The following is a 23,163-nucleotide window of genomic DNA, read 5'->3' on the forward strand; positions in this document are numbered from 1 at the left end:
AGGCACCTCAGCGGTTACTTCACCGGAGCGACACCCTTGGTGGTCTGCACGATAGGTTTGATGGTGCCGTCGGGATTGTAGTACATCTCGTCCACGCAGATGGAGCGCCGGTAGCTGCCGCCAGTGGGCAAGGCGCCGTTGTGGTAGAAGAAGTAGCTCTTGCCCTTGTAGTCGATGATGCCGGGGTGGGTGGTGAAGCTGTTGGGCACGTTTTCCTGAATGATGCCGCGGTAGGTCCACGGCCCGGCGGCGCTGGGCGCGGTGCAGTACTCTATCATTTCAGGCTTGGTACCGGCGCTGGCGTACACCAAGTAGTACAGCTTTTTGCGCTTGTACACCCAGGGGCCTTCAATGTAGTTTTTGATATTCAGCACCGTGATGGGGCCAGCCAGCTCGGTCAGGTTGTCTTTGAGCTTTACGTAGCGGCAGCTTAAGTTGCCCCAGTACAGGTACACCTGCTTGTCGTCGTCCACGAAAACTGTCGGGTCGATGTCGTCCCAGGCGTGCGGCTTGTCTTTGGTCATTTCGTTGACGATGAGCGCCTTGCCAATAGCATCCCTGAACGGCCCGGTAGGCCTATCCGACACGGCCACGCCAATGGCCGCGCCGCCCTGGCTCTGGTCGTTTTTCTTGTGAAACGTGGACACAAACCAGTAGAACTTGCCTTTGTGGTAGACGCACTGCGCCGCGTAGGCATCCCCGGTGGCCCATGCAAAGGTTTTGGGGGAGAGGCGGGTGCCGTAGTCTTTCCAGTGCACCATATCGGTGGTGGAATAGATGCGCCAGTCGGGCATTTTGTAGTTGGTTTCCTGCACCGAAGCCGTGTCGTGCCCGGTGTAGAGAAACAGCGTGTCGCGGTACACCAGGGGCGCCGGGTCAGCCGTGAATACATCCTTGATAATCGGGTTCTGAGCCCGCAAGTCGGTGTCAGTTCCCCAGGCGGCCAGCGCTACGAGCAGGGTGAAAAAGCTGTTTTTCATGTAGTTGATCTTGGCAGATAGAAGCAGGAGCGGGGAAGCACAGAAATTACTGCGCTTTCAATTCGTAAGTCTTACCGGCTGTGGTCGGGAAGTCATAGACCACCGATGGAGCCAGCGTGGGCTGCTTAGCGGCTGCTTGGGCAGACACCAGCGGCGGCGGCACCACCGGGGTTTCAAAGAACGGGTTACTATTGTTGCCCTGGGCCGGGCGCAACCTGAGGCGGCCGGCGGCCACCATGGGGCTGTGTACCCGCACCCGGCAGTTGCCCCCGAGCCGCGAGGTAATACGCACGCGCGTGATGTTGCCTTGCTTCCAGGCTAGGTCCACCACGTAGCCGCCGCGGGCCACCAGGCCGGTTACCTCGCCCGTTGGCCAGGCGTCGGGTAGGGCCGGCAGCAGGTCAATGGCACCATCATAGCTCTGCACAAGCAGTTCGGCCAAACCCGCTGTGCAGCCAAAGTTGCCGTCAATCTGAAACGGGGGGTGTGCATCCAGCAGGTTGGGGTAGGTACCGCCGCCTTCACCTGAGTTGCCGCCCGCGCCGGAGCGGAGGTGCAATTGCTCGGTGAGTAGCTGGTAGGCGTGGTTGCCGTCCTGCATGCGGGCCCAGAAGTTCACCTTCCAGCCCATCGACCAGCCCGTGGACACGTCGCCGCGCTGGGTGAGGGTGGTACGGGCAGCCTCGAACAAAGCCGGCGTGCGGTACGGTGAAATCTGGCCGCTCGGGTACAGTCCGTAGAGGTGCGAGATGTGGCGGTGCTGGTCTGTGGGGTTGTCTACGTCTTGCAGCCACTCCTGCAACTGCCCATACTGGCCAATCTGCATGGGGGGGAGCCGCTCACGCAGGGTGCGCAGGCTATCCGCAAAGGGCTTATCAAGCTGAAGAAGCTCGGCAGCCCGGATGGTTTTCGAGAACAGGTCGAACACCAGCTGATTATCCATCGTAGTGCCGGCCACGATGGCAATGTTTTTACCCTGAAGCGAATAGGTGTTTTCGGGCGACACGGAGGGCGCTACCACCAACCACTGATGGGTAGGCTCTTCCTCTAAGGCATCTACAAGGTAAGTAGCCGCGCCTTTCAGCACCGGGTAATACTCGCGCAGAAACTGCTGGTCGCCGGTGAACTGGTAATGGTCCCAGAGGTGCTGCGCGAGCCAGGCGCCGCCCATGGGCCAGAGCCCGTACTGCGGCGGATCAACCTGCCCCGTAATGCGCCAGATGTCGGTGTTGTGGTGCAGCATCCAGCCGCGGGCGCCGTATAGCTGGCGGGCGCTTTGCTGCCCGGTTACGCTCAGGTCCTTTATCATCCCGAACAACGGTTCGTGCAACTCGGTCAGGTTGGTGACTTCGGCCGGCCAGTAGTTCATTTCGGTGTTGATGTTCACCGTGTACTTGCTGTCCCAGGGGCCCTTGAGGTGCTCGTTCCAGATGCCTTGCAGGTTGGCCGGCTGCCCACCCGGCTGCGAGCAGGAAATGAGCAGGTAGCGCCCGTACTGGAAATACAAGGCCGCCAGGGCCGGGTCGTGGCCGTTGGCAAAGTTTTCGAGGCGCTTATTGGTGGGCAACTCAGCGGCAGGCGTCACGCCTAGGTTCAGGGTCACGCGGTTGAAGTAGCGCTGGTAAGCCGTCGTGTGACCCGCCCGAGCTGTTTCGTACTTCTTCCCCACGGCCTGGTTTAGATAGGCCATGGCCCGCGCCGCAGCGTTACCACTCACGTCGTGGTAGTTAACGAAGTTGGTGCCAATCGAAAAGTAGAGCGTGGCGCTGTTGGCCTTTTCAATCCGGATGCCCGCGGCGGTAGTTTGCACGGTGCCGCCGTCGGTTACAGCCTGGCCCCGCAGCTGAAAGCGAATCTGGCCGGGTTGGCCTTCGTGCTCACTGCCGCGGCCATCGAGCACCAGCTGGTTGTTTTCGGTGCGCTGGGTGTGCTGCATCAAACTTTCCTGGCTGAGCTGGCAGCTGATCCGGCCGGGCTGGCTGGCCGTGAGGCGCACAATAATTACTTGGTCGGTCAGGGAGCTGAACACCTCGCGCAGGTAGCGCACGCCCCCAAGCTGGTAGCTGACCGAGGCCACGGCGCGGCTGATGTCCAGGTCGCGCTGGTAGTTGGTGGCCTGCTCGTGGCCGGGAAAGCGCAGGTACACGTTGGCCGCCATCTGGTAGGGCATGCCGCTGTTGCCGGCGGGCTGCATCTGGGTTTGTGCCAGGGCCTGGGCTTCTACCAACTGGCCGGCCAACAGCTGCGTGCGCAACTGTTGCACCACCGGCAGGGCGTTGGGCTTCACGTTGTTATTGGGGCCGCCGGCCCAAATGGTTTCTTCATTTAGCTGAAGCCGCTCCCGTTCTGGCGCGCCAAACACCATAACCCCCAGGCGGCCGTTGCCGAGGGGCAGCGCCTCGTTCCAATTAGTTGCGGGGCGGTCATACCACAGCCGCAGGGGCGTAGGCTTGGGTTTATCAGCACCATAACTGGCCACGGTGCTCGGCCAGCAGAGCAGGAATAAGCAAAATCTAACGAGACAATGACGCATGCGTGAGGGGGCGGGCAACACAGCTGGCAGGATAGTCGGGGTGGCGACGCGTGACTGTGCCAGCAGCAGGGCAATGGAGAGCCGGAATGCCGAGCGGCGCTTTATTTCTTATACATGGGGTCGTTGCCCTCGTATTTCAGCCACTTGAAAGCGGCCGTGTTGGTAGTGGGCTGGCCCGAGGATGTGGCATACATGCCGAACAAACAGCCGATGAAACCCCCGGCCACCTGCGTGCTCAGGAACTTGCCATCCACTTTGTCCTTGAGCACCGTCCAGGTTTTGCCGTTCTCCGAGAAGTGGAAGCTGTAGGTGTCGCCTTGGGCCTGAATGCGCAGCTGCACGCTGGCCGTTGCCAACTTAAGCGGCGCTTGGGCTAGCAGTTCCGGCTGCTTTACATCGGCAGTGCTCTTGAAGAGTTGGAGCAGCGGCTTGCCGTTTTCCACGGACTTGCAGAGGTAGTAGAAGTGCTTCTCGTCCTGGAAAATAACTAAGCCCGCCTTCTCGTTGGCCGTTTTCGGCGCGAAGGTCAGCTCGGTTTCGGTGGTGCAGTACATGTGCTGCTGGCGCTTGCCAATGAAAGCCGGGTTGCCGGTTTCCGCCACCGTTTCGGGCTTCAGCTTCAGGGTGAGGCCCTTGGCTTTGCTGAGCGAGAAGTTGCTGCTATCCACGGTGCGCAGAAATAGCAGTGCAGGGTCGAGCTGCTTCTCGAAGGTGAGGGTGTAGCTGAAGTTGCCGCTTTGGGGCCGGGCGCCGGGCTGCTTCACCTCCGGGAAATTGGCCTTGTAGCTGTACTGCACTCCGTTGGGCCCCGGCTCCATCACCGGCCACTCGTCTTTCCAGGTTACGGGCACGATGAACGTCTCGCGGCCGGTGTTGTAGAAGTTGCCCTCGTAGGGCCGCACCGCCAGGAAAATAGCGTAGGTCTTGCCATCGGGGCCTTCCACAAACTGCGCGTGCCCCGCCGAGGTGATGGGATCTTTGCGGTCTTTGGGCAGTTCGCGCTGCGAGAGAATGGGGTTTTTCTCGTAGGGCACAAACGGCCCCAGCGGCTCCTTGCTGCGGAACACCACCTCCGTATGGTTGACCGATGTGCCACCTTCGGCCGCGTAGAGGTAGTACCAGTCGTTGCGCTTCATCAGGTGCGGGCCCTCAATCCAGACTGGCTTCTTGCTGAGGTCCACGCCGCCATTCACCACAATTTTGGCTTCACCCACGGTTTGCAGCGTTTGCGGGTTCAGCTCAATCATCTTGATGGAGCGGTGGCCATCGTAAAGCGGCTTGTTGTCGGGCGGGTCGCTGTTGTAGATGACGTAGGCCTTGTCGCCCTCGAAGTACAGCGAAGGGTCGATGCCGCGCACCTGGGGCAGGAACGTGGGGTCGCTCCAGGGGCCGGCGGGGTTTTTGGCCGTCACCACGAAGTTGCCTTTGTGGTCGATGAGCGTGCACGTGACGTAATACGTGCCGTTGTGGTACTCAATGGCGGGCGCAAACAAGCCCCGAGTCATCCGGTCGCCCATGAAAGTCATTTGCGAAGGCCGGCTGATGACATTGCCTACCTGCTTCCAGTTTTTCAGGTCCCGGCTGTGCATCACCGGGATGCCGGGGAAGTAGGAAAACGTGGAATTGACCAGGTAATAGTCCGGCCCCACTTTCACAATGCTGGGGTCGGGGTAGAAGCCGGTCATGATGGGGTTGACCAGCTCAATTGATTGCGCAAATAGCCCGGTTGTGTGTTGCAGCAACAAGGTGGTGAAGAGGACGAGGGTTGAGCTTACGCGTGTTACTTTCATGCAAATCGAAATAAATGGAGGTCTTCAATACACCAGCCGGAAACGGGAACCATCAACACGGGAAAATCCTGGCTGCGGGACCCCGAGCGGGCCGCCACCAAGATAACCACCGTCCATCAGGCGTTTTTCTGCCCTTCGTTATGGCCTTCACTTCGCGGCTTGTACTACGGCCCGGAAAGCGGGCTTCGGCTGGTAGTCGCGGCCGAAGAGTAGCGGGTAGCTCGTGCGGCCTCTGATGGGCCAGTTGTTGAGCCAGGAGTCGGCGTCGGTGACGCCCCACAGGGTTACCCGGTCGATAACGTCGCGGTGCTTATGAAACAGGGCAAACAAGTCGGCGTAACGCTTGGCCAGCTTTTGCTGCACCGAGTCGGGTAGGCCGGCCTTGTAGATATTGTATTTGGCATCGGCGCCGAACGTTTCGGCAATGTCGGCGCCCTGGCGGCGGCTGGGGTTGGGCAGCACGTCGATATCAAGTTCCGTGAAGTTGACGTGTACGCCCAGCTTGGAAAACGCCACGATACTGGCTTCCACTTCTGCCAGACTCGGCTTGGTAAGACCGTAGTGGCCCTGCATGCCCACGGCCGTTACGTTAATGCCCTTGGCCTGCAAGCTTTTCACGAGCTTAATCACTCCTTCGCGCTTCTCGGGGCGGTAGAGGCTGTAGTCGTTGTAATAAAGCTCGGCTTGGGGGTCGGCCTGGTGGGCGTATTCGAAGGCTTTGGCCGCAAAGTCTTCCCCCAGAATCTCCAGCCACTTGGTTTTGCGCAGGTCGCCCTGCTGGTCGTCAATGGCTTCATTCACCACGTCCCAACCGCCAATTTTGCCTTTGTAGCGGCCTACTACCGTGTTGATATGGTCTTGCAGGCGCTTGAGCAACACCTCACGGCTAACCGGCTGGCCGGCGGCATCCTCAAACACCCACTTGGGCGTTTGCTGGTGCCAGAGCAGCGTGTGCCCTATAATAAACATCTTGTGCTGCTGCCCGAAGGCCACGTATTCGTCGGCGGGTTTGAAGTTGTAGGCGTCCGGACGTGGGTGTACCGGTCCCCACTTCAGCAGATTTTCGGGGCTGATGGTATTGAACTGCTGCGTGATAAGAGCAGTTGATTTTGCATCCTGGCCACTGCTTTGTTGGTAATTGAGGGCTGCTCCAACGTAAAAATCCCTCTTGAATGTAGCCTTCAGCGTGGGCTCAGCTTTCTGCCCGAAGCCAGCCACCACGCTAGCCAAAGCGAGGTAGAGCAGTGCTTTTTTAGTTTGAATTTTCAAAAGAAGAGGATTAGTTCAGAAAAGGAGACGGGAGAGGAGTAGGTGGGGGCAGGCGTCAGAAGCAGGCTTGCTTTCCGGCTTTTCACAAGGCTAGCAGAATACGTACCTGCTGCAAAAGGGCGTGCCGGACAATAATTTAATCGAGCAATAAAACCTTCCCAACTGGCCCTCCCCATTAGGTTCCCACACCTTGCTCAGGCCAGCTGGGTCGGTTTTATTGCTCGATTAAGCGTCTCGTCTGGTGTATAATTTTCCACTTGTTTTTACGCAGCAAAACCTTCCCAGCTGGTCTCATTCCGAGGGTTCCTACGCCCTGTAAAGACCAGCCGGGTTGGTTGTTTACTGTTCAAATAAGGATACTGAGTTCCGTGAATTGTGTGAAAAAGCGGAGCGAGAGTGGCTGCTCGTACTACACCGCCACTCTCTTGGTCCTTTCTTATTAGCCTATTGGTAGCCGGGGTTCTGATAAGTGGCTTTCACATCCGCGGACACATCCAAACGCTCGAGCTGGAACTGCGGGATAGGACGCAGGTAGTGGTACGGTTGGATGGTGCGCGTAACGGTTAGCGGAGTATGGTCTCCGTAGTTAGTGCCCCCGATACGATAGGTAGCGGCTAACTCGTTCCATTTTTGAGTGCGCACCAAGTCAAACCAACGATACCCTTCCGCGTAGTATTCGCGCGAACGTTCGGCCAGAATGTAGTTGATGTCAATAGTGGTCGGCGTGGCCGCAACCATGGCCGCGCTGTTATCCTGCACTTTGGCCACATTGCCGTTCTGGTCGAAACGCCACTTACCGGCCCGGGCCCGAATGACATTAATTAATTCCCGGGCACTCTGACCAGATTTAGTAGTGGCTCCTTTTACGGCGGCTTCAGCCGCCACGAAGTACAGCTCCGAGAACTTGGCCACGTTGAATGGCCGCGTGCTGCCGGCATTCGGCTGGCCTAAGCCCGTACCGTTATCCGTCCGGTAAGGACCAAGCTTCCACAGGCCCGGATACACAATCCGGCTTATCCCGCGCGGCGAAATCACATAGTCCGCTCTGCCGGGCAATGTACCTGCTCCTACGTTGCTCGCGCCAACTCCGGCGGGGTACGTAATGGCAGTCGCAGGTTCTGTATCCAGGAACGTCAGAATGGCACCACCTGGGGTCACCGGCAGGTTGTTGGCGTTGTATAAGGTGGCGTTAGTGACTCCTGCCTTAGGCCAGTTGCCACGGTACGTAGTGGTAAAAGTGCCATCGTAGCGCGAATCATTGGTTTTGTCGGCAAAGGTGTTCTCAACGGCCCCAATGGTCGGAGCCATCCGGTTCCAAGGACGGCCCAACGCCTGAACGGCTTCCCGCTGCACTGAATTTACGCCCCCTGTGCCATTCGCATTGGTGTAGCTTCGGATGTTGGTATAGTTCCACGTCATCATCCAGCCGGCAAAGTTGTCAGGGGCACCACCACTACCAAAGCTGATGCTGCCGCCATTGTATAATTCGCTGGATTCAGTGTGGTCCGCGAACATCAGCATTTCCGAGTTGCGGTCATTCGTGCCTACGTTTACATCGTAGTACGTGGGCTGCAAACGGAACGGACCTGGGCTATCAATACCGGCCGTGGCCACATCGTAGGCCTGCTGATAATAATACTGAGCGGTACGGCCGGCCGGGTCTGTTCTTTGCGCCGCCGGATAGGTGGGAATGTTATTGGGGTTCTCCAGCCACCAGGCGTAGGTCAGGTACGCTTTGGCCAGATACAGGCGGGCCAGCGTTTTGGTAGCACCTCCGACCACCCGTGGTTGAGCCGGCAAATCCGTAATGGCTTGCAGCAGATCAGGAAAAACGGCTTTGGTATACACCTCAGGCACCGTGTTGCGGACCGAGGTTCTGATAGCATTGATGTTGAACTTCAACTCTCCCGAGCCCAAATCCAGGGGCACTCCGCCAAACGTTTGGACCAGCATGAAGTAATCGAAGGCGCGGAAGAATCTCGCCTCGGCAATCAACGCCGGCGAAATGGTGCCGACGGCGGTGGCATTCTCGATAATACCACTGGCCGTGTTGATATTCGGAAAAGCCGCTCCCCACAGCGCATCGGCCCGGCTGTTATTGGCGTTGAGCGGCGCTCGGCCGGAGAGGTCCATGGCCAGAAAGTTCTCATCGGCATCCCGGCCGTAGGTTGCCTCGTCGGTTCCGGTCAGCGTCGCATTATAGTAGTACGCGTTGCCGTAGATGTTGCGCAAGTGCGCATACATCGAGGTTAACCCCCCAGCAACCCCTCTTTCGGTTTGAAAGTAGCTGGGTGTGTAAAGGCCTCGGGGTTCTTCCTCTAAAAGATCCGTGCACCCCGCGGCAGACATAGAGATGACGGCCGCTCCAATAAAGAATTTTATGTTAAAGGCTTTCATGTTGATCTTTTCTTAGAAGGTAAGGTTGAGCCCTGCGATGAAGGCGCGGGTTGCCGGGGCGTTGGTGCCCAGCGTCAGGATGCGACTAAGGCTGCCGGACAGGGGCACAGCCGCGTTTTGGTCGCCAAACGAGTTAGTCTCCGGGTCCATGCCCGATTCCTTTTTGTAAGGCGAGAAAAAGACAAAGGGGTTTTGTGCCGTTGCGTACAGCCGCAGGCGGTTAACGCCGACATTCTTCAACCACGCCATATTGTTGAAATTATAGCCTAGCGAAATGGAGCGAACCTTCAGGTAGGAAGCATCGAAATAGCCCAGTGTAGAGGCGTACTTTGGGTTGTCGCCGCTCGCCAGGGAACCTGGCCGGGGGTATTTGGCATCCGTGTTTTCCGGCGTCCAGTAATCCACTTTTACGTTCCCCCGACGGCCATTCAGCAAGTTGAGGTAACCGCCCGAACCGTAAATCGTACTGTTGAGCAGGCCACCGCTTTGGAAGGCTCCTACGACGGACAGGTCAAAGCCTTTGTAGGCCACCCGGGTGTTCAAACCGCCTAGGAAGTCGGGGTTTACGTCCAGAATCTGACGGTCCTGCACGCCAATGGGGCGGGTGGGGGTACCATCATCGTTGTACGTACCGGTGTATTTCACCTTAATCATCCCAATGGTGGAATTAGGGTTGGTAGATGGCTCCAGAATGGCTCTGTAGGGGTCTTCTTCTTGCCACAGCCCTATTCTTTCGTAATCGAAGACTACATTGATCGGTTTGCCCACAAACCACCAGCTTCCTTCGTCCCGGTCTTGCTCCCCTGCCAGTGACGTAATCTTGTTGCGGTTGGCATACAAGTTGAAGCCCGCTTCCCAGGTCCAGCCGTTGACATTGTCCAAAATCAACCCGTTCAAAGAAAGCTCTATGCCTTTGTTTTGCGTAGAGCCAATGTTGTTGGTGAAGCTACCCACCCCGGTAGTGGGAGGCAAGGCCACGCCCAGCAGCAGGTCTTCGGTGTTGGTGACGTAATACTCCACGGTACCCGAAAGACGGTTTTTCAGGACCGCGAAATCCAACGCGTAGTTCCAGGTTTTAGAGAATTCCCAGCCCAGGGTAGGGTTGGGCGCCACACTCACAAATAAGCCCGTCTGGTAGCCGGTAGGGCCGAAATTGTAGGGTCGGGCGTCCAGGCGGCCCAGGGTAGAATAGGGGGCAACGGCTTGGTTTGACGTTATACCGTAGCCAACCCGCAGCTTCATCATGTTTACGGCCGAAACACTCTGCATGAATGATTCTTTGGCGATATTCCAGCCGACCGAAACGGCCGGGTAGGTATTCCATTGGTAGCCGGGGGCCAGCCGGGAGGAGCCGTCCGAACGGACCGTAGCGGAGAGCAGGTACCGGTCATCGTAGGAGTACATCAACCGGCCCATGTACGACAACAGCCCGGTTTTTGTATACTGCTGGTCGTTGGGGTTTACGATGATTTCGCCGGCTGCCCGGCCCAGATTATAGAACTGGAAGGCGTCGGCCGGAATATCCCGGGCATTAATCTGCGACCGATTGAACGTGTTGCTGGAGGCAGAATACAAGGCTAACGCATTGATATTGTGCTTCCCGCCTAAGGTACGGTCGTAGGACAAGATGTTTTCAACGGTGTAGTCCGTGGTCAGCGAGTTGCTGGTGGAGGCCGTAGAAGGATTAGTAGCGAGAGCCGAGTTGATGCCCTCTCCCGTGTAGCTACCACCCTGGCCCTGCCGATAATTTACCCCCAGGTTGAGGCGGTATTTCAACCCCTCGACTCCGGGCATACTGAATTCACCGAAGAGCGAGTTGTAGCTGGCAAAGTTTCTCGATTGACTCAGCCATCTGTCTGCATTATCTTCTACCACAGCCTTGGTAGCTACCCACTGCTCATCCAAGGGCATTCTGATGGTTCTTCTCAGCGTCCCATCCGCATTGTACGGGCTGGCGAGTGGTGAGGAAGTTAAGGCACCATACACCCCCACGTTGGAGCCTTCCGTTAGGCTATAGGTGTTGTTGGTTGTGAAGCCCAAGCGGACATATTTACCAACGCCCTGGTCAAGCGAGCCACGAACCGAATAGCGGGTGTACTGCTGGGTAGGAATTACGCCCTCTTCCTGATAATACCCCGCGTTGAAATTGTACCGCCCGTTCTCCGTACCACCAGTTACCCCTACGTTGTGGTTGGATTGAATGCCGGTTCGGTACAATTGCTTCTGCCAATCGGTATCGACGTCATCGGATTCGTCTAGAGTGTTACTGTACAAGGGCTGCCCATTATTATATAAGCCCGTTGCTTTGCGAAGCGCCGCAAACTCTGGCCCGTTCATCATGGGGTAGGGGGCGAAAAGGGTTTTCGCGCCCACAAACCCATCGTAGGTCAGTTGGGCCTTTTGCCCTTTCTTACCCCCTTTGGTGGTTACCAGCACCACTCCATTGGCTCCCCGCGACCCGTAGATGGCCGTAGCCGAGGCATCTTTCAGGATGTCGACGCTCTGGATATCGTTGGGGTTGATGTCGCCGATGGAACCTGGGAAGGGAATCCCGTCCAGCACGATTAGGGGGTCGTTGGAGGCGTTAAGAGAGCGGGTGCCGCGGATGCGGATTTGGGTGGTGGCACCAGGCTGGGAGGAGGTTTGGGAAATTTGTACCCCCGGCAACCGGCCTTGCAGGGCCTGCGAGATGTTCGCCGTAGGTACTTCGCGCAAAGTCTCGCCACTAATAGAAGCTACCGAACCCGTCACCGCTTCGGCCCGCTGCGTGCCGTAGCCCACCACCACTACCTCATCCAGGGCCTTGGTGTTGGTAGCCAGCCTGACGTTTACCGCAGTGCCAGAAACAACTACCTCTTGGCTAACGAAGCCAATAGCGCTGAATACCAGCGTGCTCCCCACCGGGGCCGACAACGTAAATCCGCCGTCACCGTTGGTTGAAACCCCGTTGGTGGTGCCTTTTACGAGCACCGTGACGCCCGGCAGACCCTCGTTGCCTTCTGCGCTGACAACCCGACCGGAAATCGTTTGCGCAGCTTGCGCCAGCGCTTGTGTGGTTGGTAAGAACAGGCTGGCGCTGGGCAGCCCTACTGCCGCAAACAGCGGCAAGCTCAGGCCCAAGGCCGTTTTGCGTAGTGGTGTGTTCATAGAGTGTAGGAATTTGAATGGGTATGAATGCGTACTCTGAAAAATCGTGATGCCCAAGGCAAGAGTCATTGTACTAATCATTGATTAATGCAAGTTGACTGGCTTGCGTGGGAACGGGTGAAATGCTAGAACCGCTGTTCTGCTTCATCATTGCTTGTATACCTGCTTGCTTTTTGTTGCCTGCACATAGAATACAAGTGCCTCTTGATTTTGCTGTTGCGGTAAGGCCGATAGCAGAGATATGGGAGCAGTAATTGGACAGGAATAATCGATGAGACAGGTTGCTTTAAGTCAGGCTGTCTAACCACTTAATCGTTTGTGTATACAGGCCCAACTACCAGCCAAACCTAGTAATGCTGATAATCCAAAGGTATTGGGATGTGAAGCGCAGGAATGCGCATATTATTACAACAGATGTCAAGGGCACGGACGGGGTTTGCATTGCTAGAAACTGATTGTAAATGGCTTTAATGGCATTATTTGCATACATTAGTTGTACTGTATTGCACATAAGTTGGCTTTCGGTTGAAGTCTATAATGGCGTTGAATTATCTATTCCATCATGGATATTGTACCACATATCGTGAGAAAAACTTGCAGAATCATTTGTGCGAACGATATTGATGTATCGCAAACGTTTCAGATTTGTGAGGTTACAATGGGGGCTACTTTTTATGGTGAGAATGGCGGCATTGTAGAAGGCTGCGCCTGAATTGCATGCGCGACTGCTCTTCTAAGTGGCCTGACTTTTCGCTATACTGCCGAACCCTCGACTTCCTTTGGAACCAATGCTCGCTGAGTAGTTCCTAGTACCTATAACCGCAACTGCTCCGCCTCCCACCCAAACTTTCCAGATTGCAATATGACTACCGCACAGTATTTGCCGCCACATACATGGCCTGATGCAAGCACCCCACGGCTGGGCTACTTGTTCAGTACAAAACAATTTGATGGTAACCATGCCCGAAGCAGAAGGCCATGTACAGCCTGATTGTTGCCCTGCGCAGTGCGGGCCAGCTCACTAGGTACGCGGTTATTAACCGGGGCGTGGCTGTTGTGCTGCTGCTTTGCGGCTTGCTGATAGTAGGCAAATCAGCCGCGGCGCAACCATCGGATGTCAAGTTCACCGCTTTGGCTTCCAAAGATGGCCTAGCTTCCAACACCGTTTATGCTATTCTCAAAGACCGGTATGGGCTGCTCTGGATTGCTTCGGATGAAGGATTGCGGAAGTACGACGGCTACCGGTTCAGCTTGTACCATTTAGGGCCTCGTAAAACCTCGAATTTCCAGGCCGTTGATATTTCATCCCTGCACGAAGACCAGGCCGGCCGGCTGTGGGTAGGCACAATGGGCCGGGGACTCCACCTCTACAACCGGGCCCTCGATACCTTCGTGGCGTATGATGGACGCCTCGCGGCGGGCATGCAGGACAACAGATTCATCAAGCAGGTAAGCAGCGATGCGCTGGGTAACATCTGGACAGTGGCTGCGGGTGAAGTCAGGCGCATAAACCCCAAGACGGCCCGCGTTACGCCCGTGCCCTTTGCGCAAGCGGGCGGCCCGGCGCGCTCGATAGCTCCGCAGTGCATCTACACCGACAAGAAACAGCGCACCTGGCTGGGTACAAATAGTGGCTTATTCCGCTATAACCCGGCTACGCGCATGCTGGAGCCGTTTGCGCCGGGAAAAGCGGGTCCGCAGGGCCTGGCCGGCGACACCATCAATGCCATAACCCAGGACCGAAACGGCCAGCTGTGGGTAGGCACCACCAATGGCCTGAGCCGGCTGGCAACCGATGAACGCGGCTTCGATACCTTCAAATTCAAGTACAACGACCCGCACACCATTGGCAGCAATTTCATCTTTACGCTGGCTGCGGGGCGCGATGGCACGGTGTGGGTGGGCACGGAAGGCGGCCTCGACATTATCAATGTGCAATCGGGGCAGGCTACGCGCTACGCGCACAACAGTCGCGACGCATACAGCCTGAACAGCAAGTCGGTGCGTAGTATCCTGCTCGACCCGCAGGGCATCAACTGGATAGGAACGTACAAGGGCGGCGTCAGCAAGCACGACCAGAACCTGACCTTGTTCGACAGTCGGCGCAACAACGAGCTGGACCCGTTGGGGCTCAACTCACCCTTGGTAACATCCTTCGCCGAAAAGCGCAACGGCGACCTGTACGTAGGTACGGACGGGGGCGGCCTGAACGTGTATCACGTGAAAACGGGCTTGTTCAGCCACCTCGACATCAAGAGCAAGAAGCGCGTCAATCTGGCCGGGCTGCCCATCCAGAGTTTGCTGCTGGACCGGCACGAGCAGCTATGGATGGGCACCTTCGACCACGGACTTTTCGTGCTTGACACCAAAACGGGCGCCTACGAGCAGCGGCTTCGGGGGCCGGGCAAACGACAGCTGAATAACAACCAAATCTATTGCCTGAAAGAAGACCGCGCCGGCCACATCTGGATTGGTACCAACGGGGGCGGAGTGAATATGTACGACCCCAAGACCGGCGTAATTACCAAGTTTACTGATGCGCCGAAAGATTCTGCGGACAAGAAATTGCCAATCAACAACTACATCCGGGGCCTCGAAGAAGACGCGGCCGGCAATATCTGGATTGGGTCCGTTGGCGGCGGAATTGCGGTTTACCACCCTGGCAGCAAGCAATTCACCGTTTATAATTTTGCGAAAACCGGGCTGAACCTCGACCATATCACCACCATTGCCAAGGACCGGCGGGGCACGATGTGGATGGGAACCATCGGGAATGGCTTGTACCAATTCGATGCGCGCACCAAGAAATTCGCCACGTTATCGAGCCGGGAAAAACTGCCGGATGGCTACATCCATAAGATTCTGGAAGACAACACCGGCGCTATCTGGATAAGCACCAACCGGGGCATCAGCCGCCTGGATACCAAGCAAGGAAAATTCACGAATTACTCGCAGGAAAACGGGCTCCAGAACAAGGCTTTTCTGAACAACTCGGGCATTAAAGCCGCCGACGGAACCCTGTTTTTTGGGGGGATTGAAGGCTTCAACTACTTCTCACCGTCGCGCCTGAAAATCAACCGTAACGTGCCCCCGGTTGTGCTTACCGACCTGCGGGTGGACAACAAGCCCGTGGTGCTAGGCGAACAGTCGCCGTTGCGGCAGCACATAACTGTTGCCAAGGAAATCCATCTGAATTACAAGCAGAACTTCGCGTTGTCGTATGCCGCGCTGAACTACACGCTTCCCCAGAAAAACCACTATGCCTACAAGCTGGTGGGCTTCGATAAGGATTGGAACTACGTGGGCACCGCCACCAGCGCGTACTACACCAACCTCGACCCTGGGGAGTACGACTTTGTGGTGAAAGCCAGCAACAACGATGGTATCTGGAACACCACCGGCACCCGCGTCCGGATTATCATTCAGCCGCCGTTCTGGAAAACTATCTACGCCTATGTCCTGTACGCGGGCGTGGTGGGTGCCGCGCTGTTCTACAGTCGCTACCGTGGCATCAGGAAGCTGAAAGAGGAGTTCGAGCAGCAGCAGGAGCGCGAGGAAGCCGAGCGAATCCGCAAGTTGGATTTGCTGAAAATCAAGTTCTTGACCAACCTTAGTCACGAATTCCGCACGCCTATTTCCCTGATTCTGGCCCCGACGGCCAAGCTGCTCGCCCAGCAGAAAGATCCGCAGAGCGCGGGGCAGTTGCGGGTGATTCGGCGCAATGCGCACCGGCTGCTGCACTTGGTTAATCAGCTGCTGGATTCGCGGAAAATGGAGGAGCACGAACTGCACCTGCAATTGTCGGCGGGCGAGCTGACCGGCTTCGTGCAGGAAGTGGCCTCTTCTTTTCAGGATTTAGCGGAAATCAAGAAAATCGACCTGTCCATCCAGCTCGCGCCCGAGAAGCTGTACGTGCGTTTCGACTACGACAAGGTGGAGCGCATCATGGTCAACCTGTTGTCCAACGCCTTCAAATTCACTCCCGAAGGCGGGAAAGTCAGCGTGGAACTCTCCGCTCATTCCGCCGTGCCTGATGCGCCGGAAAAAATAATCCGCCTCCGCATTGCTGATACCGGCAGCGGAATTGAGGCTAGCCAGCAGGAACTCATTTTCGAGCGGTTCTTCCAGGGCCACGAACTCTCTTCCGTGCTCAACCAGAGTAACGGCATCGGGCTGTCCATCACCAAGGAATTTGTGGAGTTGCACGGCGGCTCCATTGCGGTGGAAAGTGAGCTGGGCAAGGGGGCAAGGTTCACGGTGCTGCTGCCGCTGGAGTTGTATGCACCACTCACCGAAAACGGCAGCACCGACGATTCTGAAACGCGGCCGACAGTTCAGGACCGCAAAAAGCCGCCGAAGCCGCCGAAAAAGCCGAAAGCCGGAGAGTTGCCGCACTTGCTGATTGTGGAAGACGATGACGATTTCCGCTACTACCTGAAAGACAACCTCAAGGACCACTACAAAATTACGGATGTGCTCAACGGCAAAGACGGCTGGTACAAAGCCCTTTCCTGCCACCCCGACCTGATTGTTAGTGACATCACCATGCCCTACATGGATGGTATTGCGCTCAGCCGCAAGCTGAAATCCGACAAGCGCACCAGCCACATCCCCATCATCCTGCTCACGGGCCTGACCCGCGAGGAAGAGCACCTGAAAGGGCTGGAATCCGGGGCCAACGACTACCTCTCCAAACCCTTCAACTTCGATATTCTGCACGTCAGGATCAAGAACCTGCTGGAGCTGAACCGCACCCTGAAAACAACCTACACCAAGCAGCTACAGGTGGTGCCGAGCCCGGTGGAAATCGAGTCGAGCAGTGAGAAGTTTCTCAACAACGTGGTACTCTACATCGAGCGGAACCTCAAAAACACCAACTTCTCGGTGGAGGAACTGAGCGAGCAATTTGGAATGAGCCGGGGGTCGATGTACAACAAGATCCTGGAGCTGACGGGCATGCCGCCCGTGGAATTCATCCGTTCCCTCAAGCTAGACCGGGCCGCCGTGCTCTTGCAGGAAAGTGACCTGACCATCTCGGAAGTGGCCTACCAGGCTGGCTTTGCCACTCCGCACTATTTCACCAAGTCCTTCAAAGCCAAGTTCAATATCTTGCCTTCCGACTATCGAAAGAGCAAGAAGCCGTGAGGTAGTTGACCAAGGCGAGTCCTTCAGCTACCTTGCAAAAAAGGAGCCCCCGCCTGGCACCAGGCGGGGGCTCCTTTTTAACAGACAATCAGCATTTTACCGCTTACTTGGTGATGATGAGCCGCGTAGTAACGGCCGTGCCGGGAGCGAGCAGCTGGCAGGTGTACACGCCGGCCACCAGCTTGTGGCTGTCGAGGGTGGCTTGGTACTGCCCGCCGGCCATAACCGGCCCATCATAGATGGTGGCTACCAGGCGGCCGAGCGAGTTATATACCCGCACTTGCGCCAAGCCGGCGGCGGCCGTTCGGAAGTTCAGCGTAGCCTGATCGGTGGCTGGGTTTGGGTAGGCTTGCAGCTCTGCTACCTGGGCGCTGCCTGCGCGGTTGTTGCTGGCGCTACGCGCCGTGGTGCAGCTGGCGTCGCCAGACACTACTACCGTTACGGTTTGCGTGGTCACGTTGCCCGCGTTGTCGCGCACGGTGAGCGTTACGGGGTTCGGGCCGATGTTGGCGCAGGTAAACGTACGCGGGCTGATGGTCATGGAGGCAATGCCGCAATTGTCGGTGCTGCCGTAGTCCACGTCGTTGGCCTCAATCGTGCGCGTGCCGTTGTTTAGAGTGACGGCAAAGCCTGCCGCCATTACCATCGGCGCGGTGTTATCCACTACCAGCACGGTTACAGTTTGGGTGGCTACGTTGCCGGCATTATCAGTTACGGTGATAGTCACTTGATTAGGGCCGATGTTGGCGCAGGTAAACGTGCGCGGGCTAATGGTCATGGAGGCAATACCGCAGTTATCGGTGCTGCCGTAGTCGATGTCGGCGGCCTCGATGGTGCGCGTGCCATTGGCTTCCAAACCAACAATAAAGCCCGCCGCCAAGATGCTAGGAGCCTGCGTATCGGCTTCGCTGCCAACGGTGTACGAGCTTGTGGTGCTGCAACTGCTGCTCGGGGCCGTTACCGTTACCGTGTAGGTGCCGGGAGCCACGCCTACCAGGTCTTCCGTCGTGGCTGTGAAATTATTCGGGCCGGTCCAGCTATAGGTGTAGGTGGCCGTGCCGCCGCCCTGCGCCGTCAGGTTGATAACGCCGTCATTGCCCTTACATGCCAGCGAGTTGGTAATGCGGGCGGTGGTGCTCACGTTGCAGGGCAGTACCGTGTTGCGCACGTAGTTTTTCAGCCACACCAACGCCGGCCGCTCGGCCCCGTTGGAATAAGCCAGATAGGCTTCGGCATCAGCGCCCGGCAGCCAACCAAAGTGCGATACACCCTTCACGGCGGGGTGCTCCCAGAAGATGGGGAAAATCCGCTGGTACTCCGATAGTTGCGTGTCATCCTCCGTGCCATTCACGTCGAGCTCCGTGATGTAAAGCGGCAGGCCAGTGGCGGCTAGCACGTCCAGGCTGCTTCTCAGCACTGCCGAAGAAGTAGGGCGGGTGGAAAACGAGTGCCCCTGAATGCCGATGGCATCAATGAGCTGCCGCTGTTGCAGCAGCGTGATGATGTTGCGGTAGCTGGTGGCATTGGCCACCGAGTTTTCCACGCTGTAATCGTTGAGCATAAGCCGAGTATTGGGGAAATACTCCCGCGCTAGCTTGAAGGCATTGATCACCCAATCCCAGCCAGTTACGCCATTGCCACCCAGGGCGTTAACGTAGTTGCCGCCGCCGTTGCCGGGGGTTCCGGGTGGGTCATGCAGCGGCTCGTTCACCACTTCCAGCATGTCGATGTCCGGATAGCGCTGCGCCACGGCCGCAAACCATTCTTTGATTTCCTCCAGCTGCTCGGCCGGAGGCAAGGTTTCAATCCAGGTCGGCTGCTGGTTGCCCCAAATCAGCACGTGCAGGCGGAAAGGGAAGCCGTTGTCCTTGGCCAACCGATACGCCGCATCCAAGCTGGTCCAGTTGAATACGTCGCGGGTGCCTTCCACTGAGCCCCACTTGCCCACGTTGCTCGGCACCACCATGTTCCAGTAGTTTGTGAAGTTGGTGAGTTGCGCCGGGCTCCAGATACCCCCAAAATACTTGGACTTGCCAGTAGCCAGCGGTGGCCCGGTGGGCGTGTAGGGCGGGGGTGGGGGCGGCGTAATGCCGGCTTGCCCTAGGTTTAGGTTCTCAACGGTAAACGTGGTGTTTGAAGTGCCAAAAGCAAGCTGATCGATGTCGAGGCCGTCCTCACGGGCACCAATCTGGATGGTCTGCGTGAGGGCATTGGCGTTTACTGTAAACCGGATGGGTGATTCGCTGCCACTGTTCACTAAGTTGAGCCGCGAAAGGTTGATCCACTTCCAGACCCCGGTTGTGGCTGTTCCGGCTCCGGTTACTACGTCAGTGGGCGCCGTGAAGCCCGCCACGTTGAGGCCATTAACTGTAATCCAGTCGTTGTCGTTGGTGGGTGATTTTGTCCCGAAGCCGTTACCATAATAGAAACTGTCGTCGTTGGCGCCAGCCGGCCCTACCCGCACCCGAGCGTAGAGGCTGTAGCTACCCGCCGCAGGAAATGTAATGGAGTAGGTGATAATCCGCGCCGGCGTGCCCGGGTTCTGCGAGTTGATGGTGCTGGTTGGCTTAATCGAAACGTAGCGCACGCCCGTGTCGTCGAGCGTGTTCCAATCGGCACCTATGGTGCCCGTTTCGGCCTGTTGCGGAATGGGTAGGTCCTGGGCTTGCAGCGTGAAGCTGCAGAGCCCCAGCCCCAGTCCTAAAAGGATGAGTCTACTGTTTTTCATAGGCTTACAAGTGGGTTTGGTAGATAAGCGGAAAAGAACTGAAATCAAGTATGGGCAAAGCCAGGCAAACCAGTTGTGGTAGCATACAGGCTAGCTGCCGATTATCCGGCCGTTTGTAGAGTCAGCGGTTGTGTGAAGAACAGCCTACCCAGACGGCGTAAAGTGCCAGTGGAGTAGCTAGAATATTGCTGACCCTAGCATTTACAAAGCCACGTAACTGGCATTGATGCATGATGTTATGGCCAGAGTGAATTATAAGAATAGTTCAATCGTAAGCTTGCCAACTGCAAATGCACCTTTATTTTTTCACGCATACGATTGTTCGCGTCAGAAAGCCTTTATTTTGAATATAACAGCGTCTTAAAACAGAGCAAGCACAAGTATTGTGATAGAAAGAAGAAATAGTATCGTAATCGTTTGCACAAACGATTGTTATATGATTTATCGTCAAAAAACTTATATGTTTTCTGTATGTGGAGACTTTGTTCTTGTACCTTCCGCTAATTGAATGGAAGGCGGCTTAGAAATTTGGATAATCTAATTTAGGTCGTGACAGTTAGTTGATAGTGTGCTGATAACTGACCTGTCGAAGGAGCATAGCAGTAACTAAGTATTCCAGACTAAATGGCTTACTCTTCTGGCTTCACGCTTTGTGATTACCAGTAAGCTTCCAGTCGATTAACAGATTGCGCGGGTCGAAACCAACTTTGGCGGGTTGGGTAGGCACCGTTCATACGACGGTTTGCTTGCCGGATTTGATGAAGTGCTTTTGTACGTAAAGTGGCTTGCCTAAGCGGGCTGGGGCTGATTGGCCTACCAGGTTTCGACGGTAATGGTGCCAAGGCGAGGCTTGGAGCCGGGCACCAGCCATTGCTCGTTCGTTTCGGCGCCGCAGTAGCGGGCGGGGCCGTCGTTCCTGAAGTATACTTACTCTTGACTACGCTGTACCACACCAAAAAAAAGAAGCCCGGCTACTGGCCGGGCTTCCTGCGCGTAAATAGGCTAAAGTGCTTGTCAGTATTCTTATAAACCCATGCCGCCAGTTGCCTCAATGCGCTGGCCATTGAGCCAGCGGGCGGCGTCGGTGCAGAGGAAGGCCACAATGCCGCCGATGTCGTCGGGCTCCGCCACGCGGCCCAGGGCCGTCATCTGGGCCACCCAGGTCCGGATTTCGGGTGAGTCGGTCATGGCGCCACCGCCAAACACGGCACCGGGCGCCACCACGTTGGCCGCAATACCCCTCGGGCCTAGCTCCAGGGCCAAATAGCGCGTGAATACTTCCACCGCACCTTTCATGGTGGCATAAGCTGATGCGCCCGCAAACGAACTGCGCGTGGTAGCCGAGGAAACGTTGATGATGCGGCCCCCGTCGCGCAGTAGGGGCAGCGCTTTCTGGGTGAGGAAATACACGCCTTTGAAATGGATGTTGAGCATTTCATCAAACTGCGCCTCGGTGGTTTCGGCAATGGACGCATTCAGGCTGGTGCCAGCGTTGTTAACCAAAAACTCGAAACGGTCGGTGCTGAAGGTATCGTGCAGCGCTGTTATTACCTGGTCGAAGAACGTGTCGAACGTGCTCAGGTCAGCGGCATTGAGCGGCAGGGCCACGGCCCGGCGCCCCAGGGCTTCAATTTCAGCTACTACGGCGGCGGCTTCGGTTTGCTGGCTGCGGTAGGTCAGGATAACGTCGAGGCCTTGCTGGGCTAGTTTGAGAGCCATGTCTTTGCCCAGGCCCCGGCTGCCGCCAGTGACCAGGGCTATTTTGGAAGTACTCATACGAAGTGCGTTTGTGTGTTAATTGAACACGACAAAGGTCCTTCGGCTGGCTGGCCGCGGTGTTGTAGCCGCCAATCCACTTGTTGTAGAAATCAAACCGGTACCGTGTCCAGGGTGCGGAACGCGCCGGGGCTGATAGGAGCGTAGCGCCGGAAGAAGTGCGAGAAATGGGCCACATCCACGAAGCCCAGGCTGTCGGCAATTTCCCAAAGGGTCCAGTCGGTCTGGCGCAGCAGCACCTTGGCCTCCTGCGCCAGCCGCCCCCCAATAAGGTCGGTAGTGGTGCGGCCGGTGCTGTCCTTAAGCACTTTGTTGAGATGGTTGACGTGCACGGCTAGGTGGTCGGCAAAGGCCTTGGCCGTGCGCAACGGCACGCGCTGCTGGGGCGTGGTGAGCGGAAACTGCCGTTCCAGCAGCTCTACGAAGCGCGACGAAAGCCGGGCCGCTGCCGAATGGGCGGGGTGGAGGGTGGTGGTTGGCTGCCGCTTCTGGCCCAGGTGCAACAGCTCCAACACGTAAGCCCGCAGTAGGTCGTACTTATGGGCGTAGTCGGAGGGTAGTTCCCCGTGCATCTTGGCGAAAATAGTTTCCGCCTGCGCGGCTTCAGCAGGAGTCAGTTGGAAAACAGGGTAGCCATCGGCCTGAAACAGGGGCAGCTCGTCGGGGGTAAGGCCGCCGAGAACCGGCAGCAGAAACTCGGCCGTGAAAAGACAAAAGTACCCCCGCTGTGGCTCGTCGGGCAACCACTGAAACGGCACCTTGGGCGTCGAAAACACCAGAGCATCGGGTTCAATAGCAATAGTTTGGCGGGCGTATTCGGTGCGGCTGCGGCTGCGCAACAAGCTGATTTTGTAGAAGGAACGGCAGGGGTAAGGCGTAGCAGGTTGCAGCTGGGTGGAATCCCAAAGGTCAGTTAAGTCAAACACGTTGAAATGGCCGACTTCGCGCTGGATGCCCACCGGAAGCAACGCACTCAGATCGAGCCCGGTGCAGGGAGCTAGCTCTTGATAAAGGTCAGTCAGCGTGGTGGTGGTCATGGCAGCGTTGCTTGTAGAATTCAAAGCCACGGCAACCTGCTACAGAGTGAAAATGTTTGTTAGTACGGAGCCGATATTCGCAGGGCAAACCGGTAAAATAAAACGCCGGCCCTTCTAGAGTATCACTGCAAAGTGGGCGCCGGGCATCGAACAGAGGCAGCTTACAAATAACTAATAAGAAAGCATACTGTAAGAGTATGCAGGTAGCAGCTGGTACCCACGCCAAGCATAAGGTGGGCCCAGCCATAAGCTTATCCTACTCATCCGGTTTTCAAGGATTATATAGGCTAATAGGATATAGCGCACAAGGCGTTATATAAGTAGCAAATCAAGCAAAGACTTCTTTAATACAAGGCTGCTA

At 56.8% G+C, this 23,163-nt stretch carries 10 protein-coding genes; 1 reads left to right on the top strand and 9 read right to left on the bottom strand.

Translation table 11 applies throughout. The features are described 5' to 3' along the window. Positions 1 to 14 precede the first annotated feature (14 nt). The 6 genes from J0X19_RS02305 to J0X19_RS02330 form a co-directional block, all read right to left on the bottom strand. Positions 15 to 980, bottom strand: coding sequence for a glycoside hydrolase family 43 protein (locus J0X19_RS02305; protein WP_206980382.1), 966 nt, complete (start codon positions 978 to 980; stop codon positions 15 to 17). Positions 981 to 1,026: 46 nt separating this feature from the next. Beyond that, positions 1,027 to 3,459, bottom strand: coding sequence for a glycoside hydrolase family 95 protein (locus J0X19_RS02310; RefSeq protein ID WP_317194731.1), 2,433 nt, complete (start codon positions 3,457 to 3,459; stop codon positions 1,027 to 1,029). Positions 3,460 to 3,614: 155 nt separating this feature from the next. Then, a complete protein-coding gene (locus J0X19_RS02315) occupies positions 3,615 to 5,303 on the bottom strand; it encodes a glycoside hydrolase family 43 protein (RefSeq protein WP_206980386.1) in 1,689 nt (562 codons plus the stop codon). A gap of 147 nt (positions 5,304 to 5,450) precedes the next feature. Further along, positions 5,451 to 6,572 (bottom strand): endo-1,4-beta-xylanase, encoded by a 1,122-nt coding sequence (locus J0X19_RS02320; protein WP_206980388.1) that lies wholly within the window; start codon positions 6,570 to 6,572, stop codon positions 5,451 to 5,453. Positions 6,573 to 7,016: 444 nt separating this feature from the next. Next, positions 7,017 to 8,816 carry a RagB/SusD family nutrient uptake outer membrane protein gene (locus J0X19_RS02325; protein WP_242581840.1) on the bottom strand — a complete coding sequence of 600 codons (1,800 nt, stop codon included), beginning with the start codon at positions 8,814 to 8,816 and terminating at the stop codon, positions 7,017 to 7,019. A 165-nt stretch (positions 8,817 to 8,981) separates the two neighbouring features. After that, positions 8,982 to 12,116 (bottom strand): SusC/RagA family TonB-linked outer membrane protein, encoded by a 3,135-nt coding sequence (locus J0X19_RS02330; RefSeq protein ID WP_206980392.1) that lies wholly within the window; start codon positions 12,114 to 12,116, stop codon positions 8,982 to 8,984. 978 nt (positions 12,117 to 13,094) lie between these two features. On the opposite strand from J0X19_RS02330, the gene J0X19_RS02335 reads away from it, so the two are divergent. Next, complete coding sequence (locus tag J0X19_RS02335) at positions 13,095 to 17,261, top strand: hybrid sensor histidine kinase/response regulator transcription factor (protein WP_206980394.1); 4,167 nt, start codon at positions 13,095 to 13,097, stop codon at positions 17,259 to 17,261. A 103-nt stretch (positions 17,262 to 17,364) separates the two neighbouring features. Here the strand turns inward: J0X19_RS02335 and J0X19_RS02340 are convergent, their stop codons facing one another. From J0X19_RS02340 to J0X19_RS02350, 3 genes are all read right to left on the bottom strand, one after another. Next, positions 17,365 to 19,989, bottom strand: coding sequence for an endo-1,4-beta-xylanase (locus J0X19_RS02340; protein ID WP_206980396.1), 2,625 nt, complete (start codon positions 19,987 to 19,989; stop codon positions 17,365 to 17,367). 1,023 nt (positions 19,990 to 21,012) lie between these two features. Next, positions 21,013 to 21,765 (bottom strand): SDR family NAD(P)-dependent oxidoreductase, encoded by a 753-nt coding sequence (locus J0X19_RS02345; RefSeq protein ID WP_206980398.1) that lies wholly within the window; start codon positions 21,763 to 21,765, stop codon positions 21,013 to 21,015. A 92-nt stretch (positions 21,766 to 21,857) separates the two neighbouring features. Further along, complete coding sequence (locus J0X19_RS02350; protein ID WP_206980400.1) at positions 21,858 to 22,802, bottom strand: helix-turn-helix domain-containing protein; 945 nt, start codon at positions 22,800 to 22,802, stop codon at positions 21,858 to 21,860. Between the last annotated feature and the right edge of the window lie 361 nt (positions 22,803 to 23,163).

The organism is Hymenobacter telluris (assembly GCF_017313265.1).
Classification (GTDB): Bacteria; Bacteroidota; Bacteroidia; order Cytophagales; family Hymenobacteraceae; genus Hymenobacter; species Hymenobacter telluris.